Source organism: Rhizobium aethiopicum (assembly GCF_900094625.1).
In the GTDB taxonomy this organism is placed as follows: Bacteria; Pseudomonadota; Alphaproteobacteria; order Rhizobiales; family Rhizobiaceae; genus Rhizobium; species Rhizobium aethiopicum.
This window is the reverse complement of record NZ_FMAJ01000002.1, coordinates 101,889-127,869: the sequence shown is the minus strand read 5'-3', so window position 1 is coordinate 127,869 and position 25,981 is coordinate 101,889. Positions and strand designations below refer to the sequence as shown.

Here is a 25,981-nt window from a genome sequence, read left to right as displayed (position 1 = left end):
CGCCTCGGTTATACATGATAATACGCTTAGCAATTGCATCGTGCCGCAGCAAGCCAGATTTGGGTGCCTCCCGCCGCTGGGGCTCCCCCGGCCGATTCTCTCCCCGCCGGAGCAGGCGAGATCCGCAGTGATCCCGCCGCAGGAGAAGCCGAAGATACCACAACGCTACTCGTACAAGCCGAGCTCAACCGAGGCGCGCGCAGTCGTGACTATTTCTTCATGATTCGACTAAATCGGTCTGAGACAAGCCAATTGGGACTAGCATCCAGCGGTGTTTGTGTATCTGATAGCGTTAACACTGAGGCTGCCGGAGGCGTAGAAATGTCTTACATGACCACCTCTGAAAGACAGTCGTTGCTTTCGGCGGAATTAGCTGCTGCAGGAACACGCGGTCTGTTTGCACAGGGGCTCGGCAGAGTGTCCGCAGCCTTCGGACTGTCCTATGCGACGTTGATGAACGCCCCCTCGCCGGAAGACCTCCTCCTGAAACCGCTACTGATCGAAAGCTCGCTTCCCGCAGCCTATATCAAAGATTTCGATCGCGCCAACATGATGCGAGGTTGCCCTTTCGGCTTGCGGCTGAGGGAGTCGGCCGTGCCGCAAGCCTGGCACCTCAACGATGCCGTCAGTGGACAGGCTTTTCCGATCGAACTGCGCACGCTCATGCTGCGCCATGCGATACCGGCGGGCATTGCCATGCCGACTATTTCAGTCGATGGCCGGCGCCTCGTCTTCTGGTTCTGCGGCGAGCGCGCCGCGCTCGGCCAGAGCGAGATCAACGAGCTGGCGATCATCATCCTCCACGCCCTCGACGCATACAATGCCGTCAGACGCAACGAGGAAAATGCACACAATGCGCTATCGGCCCGTGAACTCGAAGTCGTGCGCTGGACGGCCCAGGGAAAGACATCGATCGAGATCGGCCAGATCCTGACGCTCTCCGACCATACAGTGAACGCCTATATGACGAATGCGATCAAAAAGCTTGATTGCGTCAATCGCACCCAGTTGGTAGCAAAAGCAATTCGATTGAAGCTGATCAACTGAGGAATCAGCGGAGAGTCAGCACGTCGTCCCATGACTTAGGGGGAGCGTGTCTCTTCGCTTCGAACAGTCGTCGACAATATTGAACAGTCCCGCGCCCATTTCGGCATCACAGATGCAGCTGAGATGCACGCCTAACGATCGAGCACCGACCGGACCTCGACGAGATTCGAGCGCACCCTCAGAATGTAGAAGCCCATGGTGGCGAGATGGCTCGGCATAATCCAGCCGTCCTCGCGCCCGTTCGAGATGATCGCTGGCCGGATGCGCAGTGCTGCCTGGAACTGCCGCGTCGTGCCGCCCCAGATCGCGCCGAGATTGCGCTCTTGCACCACCTGCGAGAAATCGGCCTGCGCGGCGGTCAGGATGGCGTAATAGGCATAGAGCTGGCCGTAGGCGAACCAGAACCGGTCGTCGGCACGCGTGTCGAACCAGCCGCGATTGTGATGTTCCGACCGTTCGGCGAGCATGTCGGAGGTACTGCCGAGATCGTTGGCGATGCGGTCGATGAACTGCATGAGATTGTCGGCGCGGCCGTCGAAAATGGCGTTGCAGGCGGCGAGGTCGGTGTTGAACTTGCGCAGGTCTCCGATTGCCGTGCGATAGAAGGAAGGCGTCGGCGTCTTCGGTCCGAAGGGATTGAGTCCGAAATACCAGCTATGTTCGTCAAATTGCAGATTGCCGCGGGCGCGCTGCAAATCGTTGTTGATGCCCGACGTGCCGCGCACGCGCCCAAGCGTATCGACGAGTTCGGCCGAAGTTCGACGAACCGCCTGGTTGATGCCGCGCTGGAACGATGCCTTGTTGTCGAGGAAGGGCGTGTGATCCCAGTCGATGCCGAAGAAGCCCGCCTTGTAGAGCAGCATGGAGGATATCCATGCGTTTTGGTTGACATTGAAATCGGTCAGGTCGGCGGTAACGTCGACGATGGCCGACCGCTGGCAGGTCTTGGCGGCCGCCGTGACGGCTCCCTCGGCCGCAGGCAGCTCCTGCCCGGCGGGAACCTTGCGTTCGGAGAGCCGGTACTGGCCGACGAATGCGGTGTTGAAATTCGTCCAGACCTGCGTCTGCCAGAAGAAATAGCCGTAAAGCACGACGAAGAGCGCTACGAATGCAATGATCGGCAGCCGGATCATCCAGCTCCGGCGCTGATACCAGCCATGCGCGGCGAGGAAGGGCCAGAAGGCCCAGGCGAAAAACAGGCGGGCCCAGCGACCGATCGTCTGGCCGATCAGCCTGAAAAAACCGGCTATCCGGTCAAGCATCGTCGTCTCCTGTCAGGTGAGGCGAACACCGGGACATCGCCGCCCCGTTGCATCCACATATGCGCTCGCCAGCCCGAGCACAACACGAGCTCCTCGATTTTCGGGATGAAAGCAGCGCAAACCGCGCCGCGCAGATCAGGAACGCAGGAACGGCAGCCTGAGGCGGAAAGACCTGCGCGCGGTATCGATGAGCGGCGCTCCCGGTGTTCCCGGCGCCGGCGCGGCATAGGCCGGAAATTTTCCGGCGACGTCGAGGTCGGCCCGGCTTTTTCGCCGCTCCAGATCCTGGGCGACCAGCATGCCCTTCTCGAACAGCCGGACCGGCGCCGCAATATCGGGAAAGATGTCCGGCTTGATCCTGACCTTCATGCCCGGCCGTTCGGTATCGACCTGCGCCTGATAGATGATCAGCCGCTCCTCGACATCGATCATCAGCTTGCGAAGCAAGACGTTGCAGTTACCGATCCGGCCATTCAGCGAATCGACGAAGGCCTGGAACAGGCCGATGAAGCGCTCGCGCCGTTGGCTGTCGTCCCGCATCTCATGCTCCTCGGCGGAAATGCGCTCCGCCTCCGCCTTCAGCGCCCGCCGCTCCGCCTCCATCTGCTCCCAGTGCGCCCTGTTGCCATAGACACCGATACGGCCCTGGGTCGTCAGCGCCTTGGCGTTGAGCTCCTTCATCTTGAGGCGGGCGATATCGATCGAATCGACCAGCCGGCGCCGTTGCTCGACGATGTCGACAAGGCCGCGCTCGGCCGTCTTGTGGCGTTCGATGATCGACGCGCGCTGGCTTCCGATCAGCCTGGCGAGCGCGTCGGATTTCGCCAGGAGGTCGAGCAGCCGCTCGATGACGGGCGCCTCGCGCACCCGTTCGGTATACATGCGCCACATCCGCTGGCGCGACGTCCAGCCGGCCATCTTCTCGCGCAGCGTCAATCCGCGGAAGCTGTCGAGGTCGGCCGAAACCTCAGCCGTCATCCTGTCCAACGTAAAGACCAGCTCGGCGAGCAGCACATCGAGAGCCGCGCCATCGGCGATATGGGACTGGAAGCGGGCATTCTGTTCGAGGAAGACCTCGTCGGCCGAATGTTTTTCATCGCTGTCAAAGGCGCGGACGCAGGTTTCGCAATAGGCTCCCTCGGCCGCAATCTTTTCGGCAAGGCCGCCTGCGGCTTCGTATTGGTTGTCGAATGGCGGGGCTTTGCGCACCTGATCTCTCCGCAGAATCTCCTGCTCAAGCTAGCCGCTTGCGGCGCCGAAGAAAACCAGTCGCGCCGTCAGCCTCATACCGGCTCGGCGATCCAGGCCCCGTTCATTTCGTCGTCCCAGTGTCTGCGGCAGAGCGAGACATATTTCTCGTTGCCGCCGACATCGATCTGCGCGCCCTCATGCAGCACCTTTCCCTGCGCGTCCAGCCGCACCACCATCGTGGCCTTGCGCCCGCAATGGCAGATCGTGCGCACCTCGCGCATTTCGTCGGCGATCGCCAGGAGTTCCTGCGAGGCAGGAAACAGCTTGCCCTGAAAATCGGTCCTCAGCCCATAGACCATGACGGGGATGCCGAGCCGGTCAACGACGCGGGCAAGTTGCCAGACATGGAGAGGCGTCATGAAATGCGCCTCATCCACGAAGACGCAGGAGATCGGCGCCCCTTCGCCGCTCAGCGTCCTGACCAGCCGGAACAGATCCTCATCCGGCTCGAAGGGAATGGCGCTCGCCTCCAGCCCGATCCGCGAGCCGATGACGCCGCGGCCGGCACGCTCGTCGAAGGCGGCGATCAGTTGCACCGTGCGCATGCCGCGCTCCTGATAATTATAGGAGGCTTGCAACAGCATCGTCGACTTGCCGGCATTCATCGTCGAGTAGTTGAAGTAGAGCTTTGCCATCCGATTTCTCCTTGATCGGTGTATTGGAAGCTCGGACCGGCAAAGAAAAGCCCCGCAAGGGCAATAATCACAGGAATCGGCGTCGAAAAACCGCCGAAACGCTCGAGAACCGGCCGCTGTGAAAAATCTGCCGGCGTCGCAATCGCACCCGTCGATACGACGCAAACGCACTGAGGTCGCTTGTCAAACTGGGCTATTGGTGATTGGCTTGGGGACTTAAAGACTGGGAGTCTAAAATGAAAACAACAAGCGCATTCAAACTCGTCACTGCAACTGCCGTCGCCGCCCTCTCCGTTGCGACCGCGACGTTCGCCGCCGATCCCGAAAGCTGCTCCACCGTCCGCTTCTCGGATGTCGGCTGGACTGACATCACCGCCACCACGGCCACCGCCTCCGTCGTCCTGAAGAGCATCGGTTATCAGACCGACGTCAAGGTCCTCTCGGTGCCGGTCACTTACACCTCGCTGAAGAACAAGGACATCGACGTCTTTCTCGGCAACTGGATGCCGACACAGGAAAAGGACGTTCGCCCTTATATCGACGACAAGTCCGTCGAATCCTTTGGCCCCAACCTCGTCGGCGCCAAGTACACGCTCGCCACCAACGCCAAGGGCGCCGAGCTCGGCATCAAGGACTTCAAGGACATCGCCGCTCACAAGGACGATCTCGACGGCAAGATCTATGGCATCGAGCCGGGCAATGACGGCAACCGGCTCGTCATGGACCTGATCGAAAAGGACACCTTCGGCCTGAAGGATATGGAAGTTGTCGAATCCTCCGAACAGGGGATGCTAGCCCAGGTCGCGCGTGCAGAGAAAGCCGGCAAGCCGGTGGTCTTCCTCGGTTGGGAGCCCCATCCGATGAACACCAACTTCAAGCTGACCTATCTCACAGGTGGCGACGACGTCTTCGGCCCTGATTTCGGCGGCGCAAAGGTCTACACAAATGTTCGCGCCGGCTATCTCGACGAATGCCCGAATGTCGGCGCGATGCTGAAGAACCTGATCTTCTCCCTCGACATGGAGAACCAGATCATGGGCAAAATCCTCAACGACGGCAAGGAGCCGGAGGCAGCAGCTTCCGAATGGCTTAAGGCCAACCCCTCCGCGCTTGAGCCCTGGCTCGCCGGCGTCAAGACCCGTGACGGCAAGGGCGATGCGCTGGCGGCCGCCAAGACCGGCCTCGGCCTTTGATGCTATGAGCGGGGCGGCGAGCCGCCCCGTTTCATTTTGTCCATTGTTGATTTTTATTGGATAGGCGCGCCCTTGAACTGGATCACCGACTTTAAGATTCCCATCGGCCCCTGGGCAAAATCCTTCGTGGATTGGCTGACGTCGAATGGCGCGTGGTTCTTCGACCAGCTCGCCTCCCTGCTGTCGCACGTCATTGACGGGCTGCTCTTCGTGCTGCAGACGCCTCACCCGTTGATTGTAATTGCCATCATCGCCGCTATCGCCTTCTGGCTGCGCCGGTCGATCGCGGTCACTCTCTTCACCTGTCTTGGCCTGCTGCTCATCATGAACCAGGGGTACTGGAAGGAAACGACGGAGACGCTCGCCCTCGTGCTTGCCTCCACCTTCGTCAGCATGGTAATCGGCATCCCGCTCGGCATAGCAGCTGCACGCCGCGCCTGGATCTATGCCGCCATGCGCCCCGCGCTCGATCTGATGCAGACCATCCCGACATTCGTCTATCTGATTCCGGCGCTCATCCTGTTCGGCCTCGGCATGGTGCCCGGCCTGATCGCGACCGTCATCTTCGCGATCCCCGCCCCCATCCGGCTGACGCGCCTCGGCATCATTTCGACGCCGCCGTCCCTCGTCGAAGCGGCCGTCGCCTTCGGCGCGCGACCGATGCAGGTGCTGCGCAAGGTCGAGCTTCCCTTCGCCGCGCCGCAAATCATGGCAGGCCTCACCCAGACCATCATGCTGTCGCTTTCAATGGTGGTTATTGCGGCCCTCGTCGGCGCCGACGGTCTCGGCGTGCCTGTGGTGCGCGCGCTGAACACCGTCAATGTCGCCAAGGGCTTCGAAGCTGGTCTGTGCATCGTCATCCTGGCGATCATTCTCGACCGCATGTTCCGCACGGCGGGTGAAGGAGACGGCGCATGACCGCGGTAAGTTTCAAGGACGTCAGCATCATCTTCGGCGACCGCCCGGAAGCCGCCCTTGCCATGGCCGACCAGGGCAAGACGCGCGACGAGATCGGCGCCGCAACCGGCCTAGTGCTCGGCGTCGCCAATGCGTCGCTGACGATCGAGGAAGGCGAGATCCTGGTGCTGATGGGTCTTTCCGGTTCCGGCAAATCGACGCTGCTGCGGGCCGTCAACGGGCTCGCGCCGGTGGTGCGCGGCGATGTCGCAGTCTCCACGCCCACCGGTTCCGTCAATCCCTACAGATGCAATGGTAAGGCCCTGCGCGAGTTGCGCACCCACACAGTTTCCATGGTGTTCCAACAGTTCGCGCTCCTGCCGTGGCGCACCGTCGCCGACAATGTCGGCTTCGGCCTCGAACTCGCGGGCATACCGGAGGCAGAACGCAAGGCCCGCGTCGGCGAGCAGCTCGAACTCGTCAACCTGACGAAATGGGCGGGCCGCAAGGTCAACGAGCTTTCCGGCGGCATGCAGCAGCGTGTCGGCCTTGCCCGCGCCTTTGCCACCGGCGCTCCGATCCTCTTGATGGACGAACCCTTCTCGGCGCTCGACCCGCTGATCCGCACCCGCCTGCAGGACGAGCTCCTGGAATTCCAGCGGCGGCTTAAGAAGACCATCCTCTTCGTCAGCCACGATCTCGACGAGGCCTTCCGCATCGGCAACCGCATCGCCATCATGGAGGGCGGCCGGATCATCCAATGCGGAACCCCGCACGATATTGTCAAAAATCCCGCCGACCAATATGTCGCCGACTTCGTGCAGAACCTCAATCCGATCAACATGCTGACTGCCGCCGACGTCATGCAGCCCGGCCTCGGCCTGACGGCCGCCGGCATGAGCGTCAGCGCCACGGCCCGCGCAGCGACCCCGCTCGTCGATATCCTCGACGTGCTCGCCCGCCAGCCGGGTAGCATCGGCATCGTCGAAAACGGCTCGGTTATCGGCACCATCACGGCCCAGGATGTCGTCGCCGGCCTCACCCGCCATCGCCGCAAGCAGGACGCTTGATGTTTTCCATCCGCTTTGCCACAAAGCGGATATGAAAGATCAGCCCTCGCCAATACGCGAAACCGACGACGAGGCTCGCAAGCTCGCCCGCGTGCTGCTGCGCTCCGCGCGGCACGCGGCGCTTGCCGTTCTCGATCCCGAGACCGGTTTTCCCTTCGCCAGCCGCGTCCTCCTCGCCACCGATATCGACGGCGCCCCCGTCATCCTCGTTTCGAAGCTTTCGGCTCATACCAAGGCGCTCGTAAGAGACCCACGTGCCTCGTTGCTTACCGGCGAGCCGGGCAAGGGCGACCCCCTCGCTTATGGCCGGCTGACGACCCAATGCACGGCGGAGACTATCGAGCGTGGTCATCGCTTCCACGCGCGCATTCGCACGCGATTTCTTGATCGCCATCCCAAGGCAAATCTCTATATCGATTTTCCTGACTTCCTCTTCTTCCGTCTCAATCCGGAGCAGGCGAGCCTCAACGGCGGCTTCGGCCGCGCCTACCACCTCGGCGGACGAGATCTCATCATCCACTCAACCGCAAACGAAGAGATCGCCGCCAAAGCTGCCGAAACAGTGCGAGATTTAGTAGAACGCCATCCCGATGTGGCAAAAATGCTTGCGGTGCGCTTAAAAGCCCCGAAATCCGCTTCCTGGCGCATCTGCGGTGTCGATCCGGCGGGTTTCGAGATCGTTTCCGGTGATTTTTTGGTGCGGTACGAATTCGAAACCCTCGCTGTGGATTCCGATCACATTTGTTCAAACATATCTAAAATAGCATACTCGATACCTTAAATTTAGGTATATACAATCTTCGCGCCCAGTTGCTAGTTTTGGCCGCCAGCTCCGGCAGACGGCTGTGCCAGATAGATGATGTACGTTTCGCATTAGGAAGATAACAATATGGAAACCCCTGTTTTGGCTGACCACACGAATGTGGCGGCAGCGCTATTGTCAGCCATGGCCAACCCCAAAAGATTGCTGATCCTGTGCAGCTTGGTGAAAGGCGAAGTCGCCGTCGGCGTGCTTGCCACACAAGTCGGCCTCAGCCAATCGGCTCTTTCACAGCACCTTTCGAAACTGCGAGCGCAGAAGCTGGTCAAGACCCGCCGCGACGCCCAAACGATCTACTATTCGAGTACCTCCGAGCCGGTCATGAAGATCCTTGCAACGCTCGAAGACATCTACCTCGTTGCGAGCAGAAGTAGATCCGCGGCCTGATGATAGCGCTGACATAGCCGCCGGCCGGTGCCGCGCCCAAGTGAATGCTCCTGGAGGCCCCGGCACAATCGAGCACCTGAACCTGAAGACACGACCGGCAAATCCTGCGATTTGCCGGTCTCGTCCTTTTGAGGATTCCTGGTGCCTTCGTCAGATGCCCGCCATCAGTCCAACTGCCAACGTCTTGCCGGAGCAGGGTCGGATGCTGAACAGCACGAAGCATCGGGACTTTTCTCGTTGACGCGTGAGGAAGCGCTGATAATTTGACCGGGCAGTAAAAATTCGGGCGACAAGCCCCCGGAAACGGGCCGTCAGCGGCCGGGAGAACAGCATGTCCAACCGCCTTAATGCACCGAACGATCTTCGTGCCTTCTGGATGCCGTTTACGGCAAATCGCCAGTTCAAGAAGGAGCCGCGGCTGTTCGTCGGTGCCAAGGATATGCATTATACCACCCATGACGGCCGCCAGGTGTTGGACGGCACGGCCGGTCTCTGGTGCGTCAATGCGGGCCACTGCCGTCCGAAGATCACCGAGGCGATCCGCGAGCAGGCAGGCGAACTCGACTACGCACCGGCTTTCCAGCTCGGCCACCCCAAGGCCTTCGAACTGGCGAACCGCCTGGTCGACATTGCCCCCGAAGGCTTGAACCACGTTCTCTACACCAATTCCGGATCCGAATCCGTCGAGACGGCGCTCAAGGTGGCGCTCGCCTACCACCGCGTCAAAGGCAATGGTTCCCGCTTCCGCCTGATCGGCCGCGAGCGCGGATATCACGGCGTCAATTTCGGCGGCATCTCGGTCGGCGGCATCGTCACCAACCGCAAGATGTTCGGGACGCTGCTGACCGGCGTCGATCACATGCCGCATACCCACCAGCCCGGCAAGAACAACTTCACTCGCGGCGAGCCCGAGCATGGCGGCGATATCGCCACCGAACTCGAGCGCATCGTCACGCTACATGACGCCTCCACCATTGCTGCCGTCATCGTCGAGCCGGTGGCGGGCTCCACCGGCGTCCTGATCCCGCCGAAGGGCTATTTGCAGAAGCTGCGCGAAATCTGCACCAGGCACGGCATTCTTCTGATCTTCGACGAGGTCATCACCGGCTTCGGCCGCCTCGGCGCACCCTTCGCCGCGCAATATTACGACGTCAAGCCCGACATGATCACCGCCGCCAAAGGGCTGACTAATGGGGTCATCCCGATGGGAGCGGTGTTCGTCACCTCCGAGATCCATGACGCCTTCATGAACGGCCCGGAGCACATGATCGAATTCTTCCACGGCTATACCTATTCCGGTAACCCGATTGCTTCTGCTGCAGCGCTTGCCACGCTCGACACCTACAGGGAAGAGGGCCTGCTCACACGCGCCGCCGAGCTTTCCGACTACTGGGCCGATGCGCTGCATTCGCTCAAGGACTGCCCCAATGTCATCGACATCAGGAACACCGGCCTGATCGGCGCGATCGAACTCGACCCGATCGCCGGTGAGCCCACCAAGCGCGCCTTCACCGCCTTCCTCAAGGCTTATGAAAGTGGCCTCCTGATCCGCACCACCGGCGACATCATCGCACTCTCCCCGCCGCTGATCATCGAGAAACACCATATCGACGAGCTCTTCGGCAAACTCAGGACCATCCTGCAGAACAACATCTGAAGACACTCCGGAGGTTTCCGTTCAAGACCCGCGATGGACAATGCGTGCGGGTCTTTTCGTCTGAATGCAAAACCTTAGCTCACGGAAGCCGTGGAAAGGCAGAGGGCGAATTTTTTCAGAAGCTGGCGATCGAAGTGCCCCTCGGTGCCGAGCATCCATTTCAGTGCTTCGTTGGCACTCCACGGCGCCTTATATGGCCGCACGGAGGTAACAGCGTCATAGACGTCGCAGATGGTCGCGATCCGCGCATGGAGGCTCACCTCGCGGCCGGGCAGCCCGCGCGGATAGCCTTTGCCGTCGATGCGCTCATGATGATTGAGGCAGACATCGAGAACAATCTCGGACATGCCCTCCTGTCGTGACAGGAATGCATACCCTTTTTCCGGGTGTCCCCGCATCAAGCGGATCTCTTCCTTCTCCAGCGGCCCTTCCTTGTTGAGGACTTCAAGCGGAATTTCGAGCTTGCCGACATCGTGCAGCAATCCGGCGGTCCCGAGCATCTGAACCGTCGGCTCGTCGATTGCGAGATGGCGGCTGAAGAGGATCATCAGCGCGCTCACGGAAATGGAATGTAGAAAGGTCACCTGGTCCTTCGATTTCAGACGCGTGACGCTCAGGAAAACCGAAGGGTTCTCGTCCATTGACCTGGAGACGGAGGAAATCACCGGCTCCACATGATCGACGGCGATGCCTTCGCCATTCCGCAGCCTGCCGAAAACCTCTTCCAGCACCTGCACCGACTTCTGGACTGTCTCAAGCGCGGCCTTGAGATCGACCCCGGCGTCACGGCCGGACAGGCCATTCGTATCGAGACCCTTGCTGGTGTTTATGACGACGCTGGCGGTGCCGCATCTGCGGATCTTTGCGGCATCGGTCTCTCGGCGCAGAGAAAATCTGCGCCGGGACAGGAGAGGGTCCTGCCAAAGGCCCTCGATGGCTTCCACAAACATTCCGATGCGCACCTGGCTGGCGTCGATACGCTTGAGCATCCAGATCTCTATTCCCGATATCTATATAATTTTCTATATTTCTCGTTTTCACTGCTGCGGCATTCCGGTATCCAGCGATACTACGAAGGTCGGCCAAATTAACTGTTAATGGGAAAGTTAAAGAAAACCAGATGCCCTCGGCTTCCGTCCTGACGAAGTCGCAGGCTTGGCGGCCTCGTTTGAAAAATGACGAAATCTCGAAAGAAGATGGCCTTCTGCAACGAATTTCGGACCGATCGACCCGGTTTCCGTTCTATTTTGTTATGAACTTGCGCAATCCCACCAAAATTTCTAGAAATCTTGCCATGAGCCCGTCCGAGTCAAACATGGCCGGCAGGCTCGCTGATCGCGCCGCTACCGATCGTCCTTGGCACGGCCCGTTGGCCGTTGAATGATCGGGAAAGCCGGCGCGGCGCCTCATCGCGGGTCCATGACCCCATCCAAGGAGACAGACAAATGACCCTCAAGACACTGACGGCGACTTTGGTCGCGTCGCTCGCCTTTGCGCCGCTCGCCCATGCCGATATCACCATCGGCCTGATCGCGCCGCTGACCGGCCCCGTCGCCGCTTATGGCGACCAGGTGAAGAACGGCGCCCAGACCGCCGTCGATGAGATCAACAAGAAGGGCGGTATCCTCGGCGAGAAGGTCGTCCTCGAACTGGCCGACGATGCCGGCGAACCGAAGCAGGGCGTTTCCGCCGCCAACAAGGTCGTCGGCGACGGCATCCGCTTCGTCGTCGGACCGGTAACATCGGGCGTTGCGATCCCGGTTTCGGACGTTCTGGCTGAAAATGGCGTGCTGATGGTCACCCCGACCGCCACGGCCCCCGACCTCACCAAGCGCGGCCTCACCAACGTGCTGCGCACTTGCGGCCGCGACGACCAGCAGGCCGAGGTCGCCGCAAAATACGTGCTGAAGAATTTCAAGGACAAGCGTATCGCTATCGTCAACGACAAGGGCGCTTACGGCAAAGGCCTCGCCGATGCCTTCAAGGCAACGCTGAACGCAGGCGGCATTACCGAAGTCGTAAATGATGCGATCACCCCTGGCGACAAGGACTTCAGCGCGCTCACCACCCGCATCAAGGCCGAAAAAGTCGACATCGTCTACTTCGGCGGCTACCACCCGGAGGGCGGCCTGCTCGCCCGCCAGCTGCATGACCTCTCCGCCAACGCGATGATCATCGGCGGCGACGGCCTCTCCAACACTGAATTCTGGGCGATCGGCACCGATGCGGCGGGAGGCACGCTGTTCACCAATGCTTCCGATGCCACCAAGAGCCCCGACTCCAAGACGGCTGCCGATGCGCTCGCCGCCAAGAACATTCCGGCCGAGGCCTTCACGCTCAACGCCTATGCCGCCGTCGAAGTTCTGAAGGCCGGCATCGAGAAGGCCGGCAGCGCCGAGGATGCGGAAGCCGTCGCGGCCGCACTGAAGGCCGGCGAGGAAATCCCGACCGCCATCGGCAAGGTCACCTATGGCGAAACCGGCGACCTGACGTCGCAGAGCTTCTCGCTCTACAAGTGGGAAGGCGGCAAGATCGTCGCTGCCGAATAGTTCACGGATCTCGTGAGACAGGATCGGGCGCCTTGCGGCGCCCGATTTGCATTTGGGGCGTCAGTTTGTCTTCTCCAGATCACCGCGCGTGTAATCCTCCAGCGTGGTTGGTGTAGTGAGAACCAATGGCTGGACATAGGTTCTGTCGGGCAGAGGTCTTCGAACGATTGTATGGAATTGGGCAAGGACACTACGCTTGAGGCTCGCATCCATAGCCTCGCTACCAGACGGCTTTGCGAGGGTGACGCTAGTGACCTTTCCGTATTTGTCAGTCTTGAAGGTAACCGAATTTTGCGCGGTCTTCGTCGTTTCGCAACCGCTCAACAAAAGAACAGCCGCACAGGCGGCCGAAATAATCGCTTTCATATCACGACCTTGAGTTGGGAATTAGCATCTGTATTCTGGCTTCACTAGCATTGCCACGGTCAAGTCGGAAGCGGCCGAAAATATAACCAAAGAGTTTTTCCGCGCTTATCACAGCAGCAGAAATCAGCGAAGAGGTGCCAGACCATGACCACCAAGCTCGAACGTCTCATCGACCAGGGCGTGGGCCGCGTGCCTGCCGATATCGTGCTGAAGGGCGGCAGCTTCTTCGATCTCGCCACCGGCGAAATCGTTCGCTCCGACATCGCCATCGGCGCAGACCGCATCGTCGGGACTTCCGGCGATTATAAGGGTGAGACCGAGATCGACATATCGGGCAGAACAGTCGTTCCGGGTTTCATCGATACACATCTGCACATCGAATCCTCGCTGGTGATCCCGCATGAATTCGACCGCTGCGTCCTGCCCTACGGCGTCACCACCGCGATCTGCGACCCGCACGAGATCGCCAATGTGCTGGGCGCCGAAGGCATCGAGTTCTTTCTCGAATCCGCGCTGGAAACGATCATGGACATCCGCGTCCAGCTCTCCTCCTGCGTACCGGCCACCCATCTCGAAACATCAGGCGCCGACCTGCCGATCGAGAGCCTTCTGCCCTTCCGCCATCATCCGAAAGTCATCGGCCTTGCCGAATTCATGAATTTCCCCGGGGTGATCCACAAGGATCCCGTTTGCATGGCCAAGCTTGCTGTTTTCCAGGGCGGCCATATCGACGGCCACGCACCGCTCCTCTCCGGCAACGATCTCAACGGCTATCTCTCGGCCGGCATCCGCACCGAGCATGAATGCACCACCGCAGCCGAAGCGCTGGAAAAGATCCGAAAGGGCATGCATATCCTGGTGCGCGAAGGCTCGGTGTCGAAGGATCTCGCCGCGCTGATCCCCATCATCACCGAGCGGCTTTCCCCTTACCTCGCGCTCTGCACCGACGACCGCAATCCGCTCGATATCGCCGAACAGGGCCATCTCGATCACATGATCCGGACGGCGATCGCCAACGGCGTGGAGCCTCTGGCGATCTACCGCGCCGCCTCGATCTCGGCCGCTCGCGCCTTCGGCCTCAGGGACCGTGGCCTGGTGGCGCCCGGATGGCGGGCCGATCTCGTGGTTCTCGACAGCCTGGAAAGCTGCCGCGCGGAAATGGTCTTCTCCGCCGGCCGCCGCGTCACCGACGCGCTCTTTTCCACGCGCAGACAGGTCGCCCCGATCGGCCTCGACAGCGTCAAGGCCCGGCCCGTCAACGCCGCCCATTTCGGCGTGCCGGCCAAAGACGGCGAAACATCGGTCATCGGCGTCATGCCTGGCAAGATCATCACCGAGCATCGCCGCTATCGCCTGCCCGTCAAAGGCAATGAGACGTCGGTCGATCTTGCCAACGACATCATCAAGGTCGCCGTCATCGAGCGCCACGGCAAGAACGGCAACCACGCCAACGGCTTCGTCCAGGGCTTCGGCCTGAAGAAAGGCGCGATCGCCTCCACCGTCGGCCATGACAGCCACAATATCTGCGTCGTCGGCGTCGACGAGGACGACATGGCACGCGCCGCAAACCGCCTCGGCGAGATAAAGGGCGGCTTCGTCGTCGTCGAGGACGGCAAGATCACCGGCGAAATCGCCCTGCCCGTCGCCGGCCTGATGAGCATCGAGCCATACGAGACGGTCCGCGACACGCTGCACCATCTGCGCAAGGCCGCCTTCGCGCTCGGCGCCACGCTGGAGGAGCCTTTCCTCCAATTGGCCTTCCTGCCATTGCCCGTGATCCCGCACCTGAAGATTTCAGACCGCGGCATGGTCGATGTGGACAAGTTCGCGCTGATCGGGTGACGAGCCCTCGCAGAACGATTGGCGGGTCGAACGCTTTAACCTCTATCGCCAGCCTTCCGGCATTACGTCGCCTTCGACCGGCTCAGCATCGGATACCCTGTCGAGCAGCCTTGACAGACCATCCCCGCCCGCGCCGCCTGCCGAAACTCGCGCACAGAACCCATCCAGCGCCGCAAGCTTCACCGACCCCGAGCCCGCCACCGCCTCAGACCCCGGCATATCAAGCGGCTCCCCGAGCGCCATGCCGTCAGGCAGGCGGAATTCGGCCGGTTTGCGCGTCAGGTTGAAAATGAAGAGCAACCTTTCCCCGCCCCTTTCACGGGTGAAGGCAAGCAGGTCCTGGTTCGTGCCGATGAAGGTCATCTCGCCGTCGATCAGCGCCGCGTGGCTCTTCCGGAAAGCGAGCGTCTTGCGGTAGTGATTGAGCACCGAACTGTCGCTTCCCTCCTGGGTATCGACGGAAAGTGCAGCCTGCTCGTAGGGAACCGGCAGCCAGCTCTTCTCGGCCGAGGTGAAGCCCGCATGCGCCTTGCCGGCTTCCCAAGGCATCGGCGTGCGGCATCCGTCACGACCCTTGAAGGCCGGCCAGAAGCGGATGCCATAGGGGTCGCGCAAATCCTCAAAGGCGAGTTCCGCCTCCGGCAGGCCGAGCTCCTCGCCCTGATAGAGGCAGATCGAGCCGCGCAACGCCGCAAGCACCGAGATTGCGAGCTTGGCGATGAAGGGTCGCTCCTCCTCCGTCAGCGCGAACCGGCTGACATGGCGCATGACGTCGTGATTGGAGAAAGCCCAGCAGACCCAGCCGTCCGTGACGACCTTCTGAAAAGCCTCGACGCAGCCGCGAATATGCGCGGCGGTGAATTCCGGCCCCAGCAGGTCGAAGGTGTAGCACATGTGCAGCTTGTCATCGCCGCTCGTATAGGCCGCCACCGTCTTCAGCGAGCGCGCGCCGTCGCCGACTTCGCCGACGGTCGTGCGATCCTCATACCGGTCGAGCAGCGCCCGGAAGCGCTTGAGGAAGCCGATATTCTCCGGCTGCGTCTTGTCGTAAAGGTGGTTCTGCATGCCGTAAGGATTGGTGTCGGGCGCATCGAGGCCTCCGTCACTGGTATCGGGCTCGTGCGGCGGGTTGCTTCTGAGCTGCTTGTCGCAGAAATAATAATTGACCGTATCCAGCCGGAAGCCGTCGACGCCACGGTCGAGCCAGAACTTCACCGTCTGCAGCACCGCATCCTGCACTTCTTCGCTGTGGAAATTGAGATCCGGCTGCGAGGTCAGGAAATTGTGCTGATAATATTGCCGGCGCACGCCGTCCCATTCCCATCCCGGCCCGCCGAAGATCGACAGCCAGTTGTTCGGCGCGGTCCCGTCAGGCTTCGGATCGGCCCAGACATACCAGTCCGCCTTTGGATTGGTCCGGCTCGCCCGGCTCTCGACGAACCAGGGATGCCGGTCTGACGTGTGCGAGATCACCTGGTCGATGACGACCTTAATGCCGAGCCTGTGCGCCTCGGCCATCATCTCGTCGAAATCGGCCAGCGTGCCAAAAATTGGGTCGACGTCGCAATAGTCGGCAACGTCGTAGCCCATGTCGGCCATGGGAGACTTGAAGAAGGGTGAGAGCCAGATGGCATCGACGCCGAGGCTGGCGATATGTGGCAGCCGCCGGGTAATTCCCTTGAGGTCGCCGAGCCCGTCGCTGTTGGTGTCCTGAAACGAACGCGGATAGACCTGATAGATTACCGCGCCGCGCCACCAGTCCGCATTCCCGCCTGCCTGCAATGCCATCAGCTACATCTCCTGCCTCGTTTGCGCTCGACACACTAAAGCGGACGGAACAAAAGACAACCATGCGAGGCTGTATGAATGGAGCTGAAACCGCCGCGACGCTTGGTCGCGATGCAACACGAGAAAGACGTATATAGGCTTGTCCACAACCGAAAACCAGCCTCCGGATTTGGGGTTGCAACGCAAAGCCTTTGCGATAAGGTGCGCGCTGACCTGCACGTAAGAGGTCAAAGATCTGGGAACAAATGTCTAATAAAGGCGCAAAGCCTAGAAAGGTGGACCCATCATGAACCAGTTCACGAAAAAATTTCTCGCCTCCGCAATGTTTGGCACATTGCTGGCATTTTCGGCGCATGCGGCTACGCTCAACATCCACAATGGTGGCGATCCGCAATCGCTTGATCCGCAAAAGCTCTCTGGCGACTGGGAGAATCGTATCGCCGGCGACATTTTCGAAGGCCTCGTCACCGAGGATGCGAAGGATAATCCGATCCCCGGCCAGGCCGAAAGCTGGACCATCTCGCCGGATGGCAAGGTCTACACCTTCAAGCTTCGCGACGGCATCAAGTGGTCCGATGGCCAGCCGGTAACGGCAGGAGACTTCGTCTTCGCCTTCCAGCGCCTCGTCGACCCGAAGAGCGCCGCCGACTACGCCTACCTGCAGTTCACCATCAAGAACGCCGAAAAGATCAATAAGGGCGAGATCACCGATCTCAACCAGCTCGGCGTTAAGGCCATCGACGACAAGACGCTCGAAATCACCCTGGAAAACCCGACCCCCTACTTCATCAATGCGCTGATGCATTACACCGCCTATCCGTTGCCGAAGCATGTCGTTGAGGCGAAGGGTCAGGACTGGGTCAAGATCGGCAATATCGTTACCAACGGCCCCTACAAGCCGACCGAGTGGGTACCGGGCTCGCATGTCACCACCGTCAAGAACGACCAGTGGTACGGCACCAAGGACCTGAAGATCGACGGCGCCAAATTTTTCGTGCTAGAGGATCAGGAAGCCGCACTGAAACGTTACCGCGCCGGCGAATTCGACATCCTCACCGACTTCCCGACCGACCAGTATGAATGGATGAAGAAGAACCTACCGGGTCAGGCGCATGTCGCCCCCTTCTCCGGCCTCTATTATTACGTCGTCAACTCGCAGAAGCCGCCTTTCAGCGACAAGCGCGTCCGTCAGGCGCTGTCGATGGCGATCAACCGCGAAGTGATCGGCCCGCAGATCCTTGGCACCGGCGAACTGCCGGCCTATTCCTGGGTTCCACCGGGCACGGCGAACTACGGCGAACCGGCCTATGTCAGCTGGAAGGACCTGCCCTATAACGAGAAGGTCGCGGAAGCCAAAAAGCTGCTCGCCGACGCCGGCTTCGGTCCCGACAAGCCGCTGCATGCGGTCCTCAGCTACAACACTAACGACAACCACAAGCGCATCGCCGTGGCGATCGCTTCCATGTGGAAGCCGCTCGGCGTCAATGTCGAGCTCGTCAATGCCGAAACCAAGGTGCATTACGACCAGATGCAGCGCGGTCAGGTGGAAATCGGCCGCGCCGGCTGGCTCGCCGACTACAACGACCCGGATAACTTCCTGAACCTGCTGGTAACGGGCGTGCAGATGAATTACGGCCGCTGGTCCAATCCCGATTACGACAAGTTGATCAAGGAAGGCAACGCCGAAACGGACCTGAAGAAGCGCGCCGAAATCTTCAAGAAGGCAGAGAAGCTGGCGCTGGATGAATCCGCCGCCCTGCCGATCTACTACTATGTCTCGAAGAACGTCGTTTCGCCGAAGATCGAAGGCTTCGTTGACAACATCCAGGACATCCACCGCACGCGCTGGCTGTCGATGAAAGAGTAAGGGAAAACGGTCCTTTCCGCGCGGTGCGGAAAGGACCGGCCCACGACCATGATCAGATACGCCCTCCGTCGCCTGCTATCGACGATCCCTGTTCTGTGGATCGCCGTCACAGCCTGCTTTTTTGTTTTGCGCCTTGCCCCCGGCGGCCCGTTCGATGGCGAAAGGCCATTGCCGCCGGTGATCCTGAAAAACCTTGCGGCTCACTACAACCTCGACAAGCCGCTGATCCAGCAATACCTGATCTATGTCGGCGACCTGCTGCGGGGCGATCTCGGCCCCTCCTTCGCCAGCGAGGATTTCACCGTCGCTCAGCAGATCATGATCGGCCTGCCCTATACTTTCACCATCGGCACGGCTGCCTTTCTGATTGCCATCATCGTCGGTGTAGGCGTCGGCTGTCTTGGGGCGCTGTATCAGAACAAGGCGCCCGATTACATTCTCGGTGCGCTCATCCTGGTCGGCGTCGTCTTGCCCAACTTCCTGATCGCGCCGATCCTGCAGCTCATCTTCGGCATTCACCTCGCCTGGTTTCCGGTTGGCGGCTGGGGTGACGGATCGATCAAATTCCTGATCCTGCCGATCGTCGTTCTGGCCCTGCCGCATGCGGGCCGCATCTCGCGCATCACCCGCGGCTCGATGATCGAGGTGATGAACCAGAACTTCATCCGTACCGCCAAGGCCAAGGGCATCGGTCCACGCCTGACGGTGATGCGCCACGCGCTGAAACCCGCCATGATGCCGGTCGTTTCCTATCTGGGTCCGGCGGCAAGCTACCTTCTCACCGGCTCGCTTGTTGTCGAAAGCATCTTCGGATTGCCCGGCATCGGCCGCTACTTCGTCAATGCGGCCTTGAACCGCGATTACGGCATGGTTCTCGGTACGGTCATCTTCTACATGGTGCTGATCGTGTTCCTGAACCTTCTCGTCGATATCGCCTATGCGTGGCTCGATCCGAAAGTGAGAAACCGATGATCCTCAACCCCGCAAAACGCGAGCTGCTCGCGCAGGAGCTTCTGGAGGCGGAGGGTCTGGCACCCGAAGGCCGTTCGCTCACCAGGGATGCGTTGCGCCGCCTGGCGCGCAACAAGGCTGCCGTGCTCTCGATCGCCGTCCTGGGGCTCCTGATCCTCGCCGCCTTCCTCGGCCCCTGGTTCATTCCCTTCAACTACGAGGATCCGGACTGGGCAGCCTTCCGCATCCCGCCCTCGATCGAGACCGGTCATTATTTCGGCACCGACCCGAACGGCCGCGACCTTCTCGCCCGCGTGCTCTACGGCACCCGCGTCTCGCTTGCCGTGGCGCTGACGGCAACCGTCGTCTCCGTCGTCATCGGCGTCCTCTACGGCGCAATCTCGGGCTATATCGGCGGCAGGCTGGATGCGATCATGATGCGCTTCGTCGATATCATGTATGCGCTTCCCTATATCCTCTTCGTCATCCTGCTGATGGTGATCTTCGGCCGCAACGTCTACCTGCTCTTTGCCGCGATCGGCGCGCTGGAATGGCTGACCATGGCCCGCATCGTGCGCGGCCAGACGCTGTCGATCAAGCATCGCGAGTTCATCGAAGCGGCCCGCGCATCCGGGCAGCGGCCGTTCAAGATCATCATCAAGCACATCATCCCGAACCTCGTTGGCCCGGTGGTTATCTTCGCGGCGCTGACGGTGCCTGAAATCATCGCCACGGAAAGCTTCCTCTCCTATCTCGGCTTCGGCGTGCAGGAACCGCTGACCTCGCTCGGCACTTTGATCGCCGAGGGCACCGACGCCATGGAAAGCATGCCCTGGCTTTTGATCTTCCCGGCAAGCTTCCTCGTCGCCCTGCTGCTCAGCCTGCTCTTCATTGGCGACGGCCTGCGCGACGCGTTCGACCCGAAGGATCGATAAAATGCTTCAAGAAAAAGACATCCTCCTCGAACTCAAGGATTACTCGATCACCTTCGCGACGCCAGACGGCGAGGTGAAGGCGGTTTCCAACATGAACCTCACCATCCGGCGCGGCGAGCGCATTGCCATCGTCGGCGAGTCCGGCTCCGGCAAAAGCCAGACCTTCCTCGGCATCATGGGCCTCATCGCCAAGAACGGCAGGACGGCAGGACAGGCGCTGCTCGAAGGCAAGGACGTGCTGTCGCTGAAACCGCGCGAGCTCGATCAGATCCGCGGCAAGGACATGGCCATGGTCTTCCAGGACCCAATGACCGCCTTGAACCCGTCGCTGAAGATTTCCCGGCAGCTGACGGAACAGCTCGAGGTTCACCGCGGCCTGACGGCGCGCGCGGCTTCCGACGCCGCCCTCGACATGCTCAAGCGCGTCGGCATCCCCGACCCGACGCGGCGCTTCCATCTCTATCCGCACGAACTGTCAGGCGGCATGCGCCAGCGCATCGTCATCGCCATGGCGCTGCTCACCAAGCCGAAGCTGCTGATTGCCGACGAGCCGACGACCGCGCTCGACGTCACCATCCAGGCGCAGATCCTCGATCTCTTCAACGATCTGACGGCGGAGATGAACACAGCGCTCATCATGATCACCCATGATCTCGGTGTCGTCGCCGGCCTAGCCGACCGCGTCGCCGTCATGTATGCCGGCCGCATCGTCGAGGAGGCGCCCGTCGACGAACTCTTCGACAATCCGGCCCACCCCTATACGGCGGCGCTGCATGCCTCGATCCCGCGCCCGGACCAAGATGTCGACGACCTCGTCGTCATCCCCGGCCGGCCGCCGAACCTGCAGCACCTGCCGAAGGGCTGCAATTTCTCGCCGCGCTGTTCGCAGGTCCAGGACGATTGCATCGATCGTCCGCCCGCCCTCGAAACCCTGGCGCCGCGCCACTGTGCCGCCTGTTACCATCCCTTCCCGCGTCGTGAGGAGTTGCTGAACCATGGCTGACCGATCGCTTCTGAGGGTCGAGAACCTGACGACCCAGTTCGAACTGCCGGCGAAAGGCTTGTTCAAACCGCCGGTCTTCCTCACCGCCGTCAACAATGTCAGCTTCGACCTCGCCGAAGGCCGCACGCTCGGCGTCGTCGGCGAATCCGGCTGCGGCAAATCGACGCTCGGCCGCTCCATCCTGCGGCTCCTGAAATCGCAGAAAGGTCGGATTCTCTGGCAGGGCCGCAATCTTCTCGATCTCACGGAGGAGGAAATGCGCGCCGCCCGCCGCGACATGCAGATCATCTTCCAGGATCCGATCGCCTCGCTCGACCCGCGCATGACGGTCGGAGATATCATCGCCGAGCCGCTCACCGTCTTCGAGCCGAAGCTGTCGAAGGCCGAGCGCACCGACCGTGTCCGCGAGATCATGGGCGCCGTCGGCCTGGTGCCGGAGATGATCAACCGCTATCCGCACGAATTCTCCGGCGGCCAGGCGCAACGCATCGGCATTGCCCGCGCAGTCATCACCAGACCGAAGCTCATCATCTGCGACGAGCCGGTTTCGGCTCTCGACGTCTCGATACAGGGCCAGGTGATCACGCTGCTGCGCAAGCTGCGCAAGGAATTCGGCCTGACGCTGATCTTCATCAGCCACGATCTCTCCGTCGTGCGCCTGATCTCCGACGATGTGCTGGTGCTCTATCTTGGCCGCGTGGTGGAATCGGGCGACTGCGCCACCGTCTTCGATCATCCCGCCCATCCCTATACCCAGGCGCTCTTCTCGGCAGCGCCGATCCCGGACCCGAAGCTCGCGCGGCTGCGTACCCGCATCCGCCTGCAGGGTGATCCGCCCTCGCCGCTCAACCCGCCGAAGGGCTGCGTCTTCTCTCCCCGCTGCTGGAAGGCGACCGATATCTGTCGCACGGAAATGCCGCCGACCGAGGAAGTCCGCCCCGGCCAGAAGGCTGCCTGCTACCATATGGACAGGCCATGAATGGAATGATGGCTGCCTGAAGCGGCCTTCACCTCCCCGACGGTCGGCATCGCAACGGAGCAGCGGACTTATTTTGCAATCTAAAGTCTCCGATAAGAAAGAGTTATAGGAGCATGTGCTATCCAGATTCCGCCTAATCATGGGCCGGGGACGCATTACATGAAATCGAAACTATTGGGATCTATCGCACTCGCAGCTGCGATCGTCTCCGCCTCCGCCATGCCGTCACGTGCCGAAGATCTGAAGTTCCAACTCACCAACGGAACCAAGTCTGTGCTGACTCGTTTCTACAGCTCGCCGGCGGGCGTGGACAGCTGGGAAGAGGACGTCTTCGGCGAGGATGTTCTCAATCCGGGCGAAAGCGTGAATATCACCATCGCCGATGGTCGCACCGTCTGCAAATACGACATGCGCTTCGAATTCGATGAAAACTCGAATCTCGACACCACCGAAGACACGCAGGATCTTTGCGCGCTCGGCAGCTACACCATCCACGAATAAGCACCCTTCGCCGGCGCCCGCCTTCGCTTGGCCAAAGGCGGGCTTTTGATTCTATCGGATCGGCGCTCGCAATATCGGCGCTTGTCACCCCGCCCGGCTCCGCGTATCAGCGGATGAAGCGTCAATTCAAAGCCATAGAGCGTCCTGTTGATCAGCGGCGCTCCGTTGCCGGGAGGATCAGGTGAGCGGAAGACGGTTTCTATCGATCGGTGAATGCATGGTGGAGCTCTCGCAGGCCGGCGACGGCCTGTTGCGCAAGGGTTTTGCCGGCGATACCTTCAACACCGCCTGGTATGCCCGCGCTTGCCTTGGACCCGACTGGTCGGTCGATTACCTCACGGCTCTCGGCGACGACGCCCTGTCTGAGGAGATGGCGGCCTTCATCGCCAGGGCGGGGATCGGCACGAGCCTCATCCGCCACATCAAGGGCAAGACGCCGGGCCTCTACATGATCAACCTCAAGAACGGCGAACGCTCCTTCAGCTATTGGCGCGACAGTTCGGCCGCCCGCAGCCTGGCTGCCGATCCGGACCATCTGCGCGAAGCAGTGGAAAGCGCTGATGTCATATATTTCTCCGGCATCACCCTTGCCATCCTGCCGCAGGAGGATGCCGCAACGCTGCTGGCCGAAATCCGCCGCGCCAAGGCCGTCGGCAAGCTCGTGGTGTTCGACCCGAACATCCGTCCCCGCCTGTGGTCGAGTTACGACGTGATGCATGCGACGATCAGCGAGGGCGCCCGCTCCTCCGTGCTCGTCATGCCGAGTTTCGACGACGAGGCCGCCCATTTCGGCGACGATTCCATCGAGGCGACGATCCATCGCTATCTCGCACTCGGCGCTATCAATATCGTGGTCAAGAACGGCGCCGACGGCGTCAGGTTGAACTTCGCCGGCGATGAGACCTTCGTTCCGGCCGAAAAGGTCGAGACGGTGGTCGATACGACAAGTGCCGGCGACAGTTTCAACGGCGCCTTCCTCGCATCCTATCTGGAATCAGGGGATGCCACCGCCGCCGCCCGCTTCGCCGCAGGCGTCGCCGCCCGGGTGGTCAGTGAACACGGCGCATTGGTGGCGAAGGAAAAACTTGGGCTGAATGGCGGCTAGCGCATGTCGCGCAAAACTGTATAGCGGCTTTGAAAATCGCGACTTATTTCGGCCCGCGCCTGACGATAGAATATTAGGCGACGCCGGCGCTCCGCGCCCTGTCGGGATCTTCACACCGTTGAGGGGTCGGAAATCAGGACTTGATCGGCCGATCGGGCTCGCGAACCGCCTCGTCATGATACCAGCAGCTGTCGAGCGCCGCGTCGCAAACATCGGCCGCCTCACGCTCCATCAGCCTGGTGCGCTCGAACCGGCTGACGACCCGCGTGGGCTTGACCGGAAACTGGTAGATGGTTGCGGATTCACGATGGAAACCAGTGGGCATGAGATCGCCTCCCTTCAGTTCGGCGCATCGATATCAGGACCGCGACCATAGCATGATGCACATAGTTTATGCAAATTGCATAAAATATATGCACACAGCTACTATGATTGATCCATATGCTGTCTACGCCAGAAGCTTCCGCCTATTTGTTCAACACTTCACCATTTCGAACAAACGCCCAAATTTTCATCCGGTTCCAAGGCAGGAAATCTCTTATCCTCCTGATGAATCAGCCTTCGATCGTTCAAACGGACTTCTCTCGAGAAAGGAAAAGCGCAGATCGAGCGACCCATTTAAGAATTTTCTTTCGCCGGCGATCAAACTGGCACGCTACGTGCTTCACTAGGTGCATCCCCTGGCGGTCGGATGCGTTTATGCGCCGAGATCGTCTCCGGGTTTGCTCACCTTCGTCGCATTGAGAGAGTCACGATGACAAAATATAAGCTCGAGTATATTTGGCTCGATGGGTACACCCCGGTACCGAACCTGCGTGGCAAGACGCAGATCAAGGAATTCGACGCATTCCCGACGCTGGAACAGCTTCCGCTCTGGGGCTTCGACGGTTCGTCGACCATGCAGGCCGAAGGCCGCAGCTCCGATTGCGTGCTGAAGCCCGTCGCCATCTATCCCGACCCGGCCCGTACCAACGGCGTGCTCGTCATGTGCGAAGTCATGATGCCCGATGGCGTCACGCCGCACCCGAGCAACGCCCGCGCCACCATTCTTGACGATGAAGATGCCTGGTTCGGCTTCGAGCAGGAATACTTCTTCTACGAAAACGGCCGTCCGCTCGGCTTCCCCGAGTCCGGCTACCCGGCTCCGCAGGGCCCCTACTACACCGGCGTCGGCTATTCGAACGTCGGCTCGGTTGCCCGCGAAATCGTCGAAGAACATCTCGATCTCTGCCTCGCTGCCGGCATCAACCACGAAGGCATCAATGCCGAAGTGGCCAAGGGTCAGTGGGAATTCCAGATCTTCGGCAAGGGCTCCAAGAAGGCTGCCGACCAGATCTGGATGGCACGCTACCTGCTGCAGCGCCTGACCGAAAAATATGGCATCGACATCGAGTATCACTGCAAGCCGCTCGGCGACACCGACTGGAACGGCTCGGGAATGCACTGCAACTTCTCGACCAAGTACATGCGCGAAGTCGGCGGCAAGGCCTATTTCGAAGCGCTGATGGCACAGTTCGAGAAGAACCTGATGGACCACATCAACGTTTACGGTCCCGACAACGACAAGCGCCTGACCGGCAAGCACGAGACGGCTCCGTGGAACAAGTTCTCCTACGGCGTTGCCGACCGTGGCGCTTCGATCCGCGTGCCGCACTCCTTCATCAAGAACGACTACAAGGGCTATCTGGAAGATCGCCGCCCGAATTCGCAGGGCTGCCCCTACCAGATCGCTTCGCAGGTTCTGAAGACGATCTCGGAAGTTCCGCTCGCCGGTTCGGCTTCCGCTGCCGCATAGCGCATCGGCCCGAAAATCTAAGTCGGTTTTCGGAAAGCACGATGCGTAGCTTCAAATGTAAGAGCGTCCTTTGTGCGTCCG

At 60.7% G+C, this 25,981-nt stretch carries 24 protein-coding genes; 17 read left to right on the top strand and 7 right to left on the bottom strand.

Annotation, left to right across the window (positions count from 1 at the left end):
• Positions 1-321: 321 nt before the first annotated feature.
• Positions 322-1,047 carry a helix-turn-helix transcriptional regulator gene (locus GA0061105_RS04915; protein WP_092748477.1) on the top strand — a complete coding sequence of 242 codons (726 nt, stop codon included), beginning with the start codon at positions 322-324 and terminating at the stop codon, positions 1,045-1,047.
• A 131-nt stretch (positions 1,048-1,178) separates the two neighbouring features.
• On the opposite strand, the gene GA0061105_RS04910 is transcribed toward GA0061105_RS04915, so the two are convergent.
• The 3 genes from GA0061105_RS04910 to GA0061105_RS04900 form a co-directional block, all read right to left on the bottom strand.
• Entirely contained in the window at positions 1,179-2,309 is a 1,131-nt protein-coding gene (locus tag GA0061105_RS04910) for a DUF2333 family protein (protein ID WP_092748475.1), read from the bottom strand.
• Between the two features lie 135 nt (positions 2,310-2,444).
• Positions 2,445-3,518 carry a hypothetical protein gene (locus tag GA0061105_RS04905; protein ID WP_092748474.1) on the bottom strand — a complete coding sequence of 358 codons (1,074 nt, stop codon included), beginning with the start codon at positions 3,516-3,518 and terminating at the stop codon, positions 2,445-2,447.
• Between the two features lie 74 nt (positions 3,519-3,592).
• Positions 3,593-4,195 carry a thymidine kinase gene (locus tag GA0061105_RS04900; RefSeq protein WP_064695815.1) on the bottom strand — a complete coding sequence of 201 codons (603 nt, stop codon included), beginning with the start codon at positions 4,193-4,195 and terminating at the stop codon, positions 3,593-3,595.
• Between the two features lie 236 nt (positions 4,196-4,431).
• Between GA0061105_RS04900 and GA0061105_RS04895 the strand changes: the two genes are divergently transcribed.
• From GA0061105_RS04895 to aptA, 6 genes are all read left to right on the top strand, one after another.
• Entirely contained in the window at positions 4,432-5,388 is a 957-nt protein-coding gene (locus tag GA0061105_RS04895) for a choline ABC transporter substrate-binding protein (protein ID WP_064695814.1), read from the top strand.
• Between the two features lie 72 nt (positions 5,389-5,460).
• The gene (choW, locus tag GA0061105_RS04890; protein WP_064695813.1) at positions 5,461-6,306 is read left to right on the top strand and encodes a choline ABC transporter permease subunit; all 846 of its coding nucleotides are present in this window, start codon (positions 5,461-5,463) and stop codon (positions 6,304-6,306) included.
• Positions 6,303-7,355, top strand: coding sequence for a choline ABC transporter ATP-binding protein (gene choV, locus GA0061105_RS04885; protein WP_064695812.1), 1,053 nt, complete (start codon positions 6,303-6,305; stop codon positions 7,353-7,355). The genes choW and choV overlap by 4 nt, the downstream gene beginning before the upstream one ends.
• Positions 7,356-7,386: 31 nt before the next feature.
• A complete protein-coding gene (locus GA0061105_RS04880) occupies positions 7,387-8,136 on the top strand; it encodes a HugZ family pyridoxamine 5'-phosphate oxidase (protein WP_092749025.1) in 750 nt (249 codons plus the stop codon).
• A gap of 108 nt (positions 8,137-8,244) precedes the next feature.
• Entirely contained in the window at positions 8,245-8,562 is a 318-nt protein-coding gene (locus tag GA0061105_RS04875; RefSeq protein WP_064695811.1) for an ArsR/SmtB family transcription factor, read from the top strand.
• 331 nt (positions 8,563-8,893) lie between these two features.
• Positions 8,894-10,219, top strand: a complete 1,326-nt coding sequence (gene aptA, locus GA0061105_RS04870; protein ID WP_064695810.1) for an omega-aminotransferase AptA — start codon at positions 8,894-8,896, stop codon at positions 10,217-10,219.
• A gap of 74 nt (positions 10,220-10,293) precedes the next feature.
• Here the strand turns inward: aptA and GA0061105_RS04865 are convergent, their stop codons facing one another.
• A complete protein-coding gene (locus GA0061105_RS04865) occupies positions 10,294-11,208 on the bottom strand; it encodes a cyclic di-GMP phosphodiesterase (RefSeq protein ID WP_092748472.1) in 915 nt (304 codons plus the stop codon).
• A gap of 456 nt (positions 11,209-11,664) precedes the next feature.
• Between GA0061105_RS04865 and GA0061105_RS04860 the strand changes: the two genes are divergently transcribed.
• Positions 11,665-12,768, top strand: a complete 1,104-nt coding sequence (locus GA0061105_RS04860) for a branched-chain amino acid ABC transporter substrate-binding protein (RefSeq protein ID WP_088681869.1) — start codon at positions 11,665-11,667, stop codon at positions 12,766-12,768.
• 60 nt (positions 12,769-12,828) lie between these two features.
• Here the strand turns inward: GA0061105_RS04860 and GA0061105_RS04855 are convergent, their stop codons facing one another.
• The gene (locus GA0061105_RS04855) at positions 12,829-13,134 is read right to left on the bottom strand and encodes a TonB C-terminal domain-containing protein (RefSeq protein WP_064695806.1); all 306 of its coding nucleotides are present in this window, start codon (positions 13,132-13,134) and stop codon (positions 12,829-12,831) included.
• 144 nt (positions 13,135-13,278) lie between these two features.
• On the opposite strand from GA0061105_RS04855, the gene ade reads away from it, so the two are divergent.
• The gene (ade, locus tag GA0061105_RS04850; protein ID WP_092748470.1) at positions 13,279-14,976 is read left to right on the top strand and encodes an adenine deaminase; all 1,698 of its coding nucleotides are present in this window, start codon (positions 13,279-13,281) and stop codon (positions 14,974-14,976) included.
• Between the two features lie 42 nt (positions 14,977-15,018).
• On the opposite strand, the gene bglA is transcribed toward ade, so the two are convergent.
• Positions 15,019-16,764: a beta-galactosidase BglA gene (bglA, locus tag GA0061105_RS04845; RefSeq protein WP_092748468.1), complete on the bottom strand. Its 1,746-nt coding sequence runs from the start codon at positions 16,762-16,764 to the stop codon at positions 15,019-15,021.
• 286 nt (positions 16,765-17,050) lie between these two features.
• Between bglA and GA0061105_RS04840 the strand changes: the two genes are divergently transcribed.
• The 7 genes from GA0061105_RS04840 (at position 17,051) to GA0061105_RS04810 (ending at position 24,105) form a co-directional block, all read left to right on the top strand.
• A complete protein-coding gene (locus GA0061105_RS04840) occupies positions 17,051-18,631 on the top strand; it encodes a peptide ABC transporter substrate-binding protein (protein ID WP_092748466.1) in 1,581 nt (526 codons plus the stop codon).
• Between the two features lie 48 nt (positions 18,632-18,679).
• Positions 18,680-19,603, top strand: coding sequence for an ABC transporter permease subunit (locus GA0061105_RS04835; protein WP_064695802.1), 924 nt, complete (start codon positions 18,680-18,682; stop codon positions 19,601-19,603).
• Complete coding sequence (locus GA0061105_RS04830; RefSeq protein ID WP_092748464.1) at positions 19,600-20,517, top strand: ABC transporter permease; 918 nt, start codon at positions 19,600-19,602, stop codon at positions 20,515-20,517. The genes GA0061105_RS04835 and GA0061105_RS04830 overlap by 4 nt, the downstream gene beginning before the upstream one ends.
• A gap of 1 nt (position 20,518) precedes the next feature.
• A complete protein-coding gene (locus GA0061105_RS04825; protein ID WP_092748462.1) occupies positions 20,519-21,520 on the top strand; it encodes an ABC transporter ATP-binding protein in 1,002 nt (333 codons plus the stop codon).
• Positions 21,513-22,499: an ABC transporter ATP-binding protein gene (locus GA0061105_RS04820; RefSeq protein ID WP_092748460.1), complete on the top strand. Its 987-nt coding sequence runs from the start codon at positions 21,513-21,515 to the stop codon at positions 22,497-22,499. The genes GA0061105_RS04825 and GA0061105_RS04820 overlap by 8 nt, the downstream gene beginning before the upstream one ends.
• Before the next feature lie 159 nt (positions 22,500-22,658).
• A complete protein-coding gene (locus GA0061105_RS04815; RefSeq protein ID WP_092748458.1) occupies positions 22,659-23,000 on the top strand; it encodes a hypothetical protein in 342 nt (113 codons plus the stop codon).
• A gap of 181 nt (positions 23,001-23,181) precedes the next feature.
• The gene (locus GA0061105_RS04810) at positions 23,182-24,105 is read left to right on the top strand and encodes a sugar kinase (protein WP_092748456.1); all 924 of its coding nucleotides are present in this window, start codon (positions 23,182-23,184) and stop codon (positions 24,103-24,105) included.
• 133 nt (positions 24,106-24,238) lie between these two features.
• On the opposite strand, the gene gstI is transcribed toward GA0061105_RS04810, so the two are convergent.
• Complete coding sequence (gene gstI / locus GA0061105_RS04805) at positions 24,239-24,430, bottom strand: glutamine synthetase translation inhibitor GstI (RefSeq protein WP_092748454.1); 192 nt, start codon at positions 24,428-24,430, stop codon at positions 24,239-24,241.
• Between the two features lie 429 nt (positions 24,431-24,859).
• On the opposite strand from gstI, the gene GA0061105_RS04800 reads away from it, so the two are divergent.
• Positions 24,860-25,900: a glutamine synthetase beta-grasp domain-containing protein gene (locus GA0061105_RS04800; protein ID WP_064695794.1), complete on the top strand. Its 1,041-nt coding sequence runs from the start codon at positions 24,860-24,862 to the stop codon at positions 25,898-25,900.
• Positions 25,901-25,981: the final 81 nt, after the last annotated feature.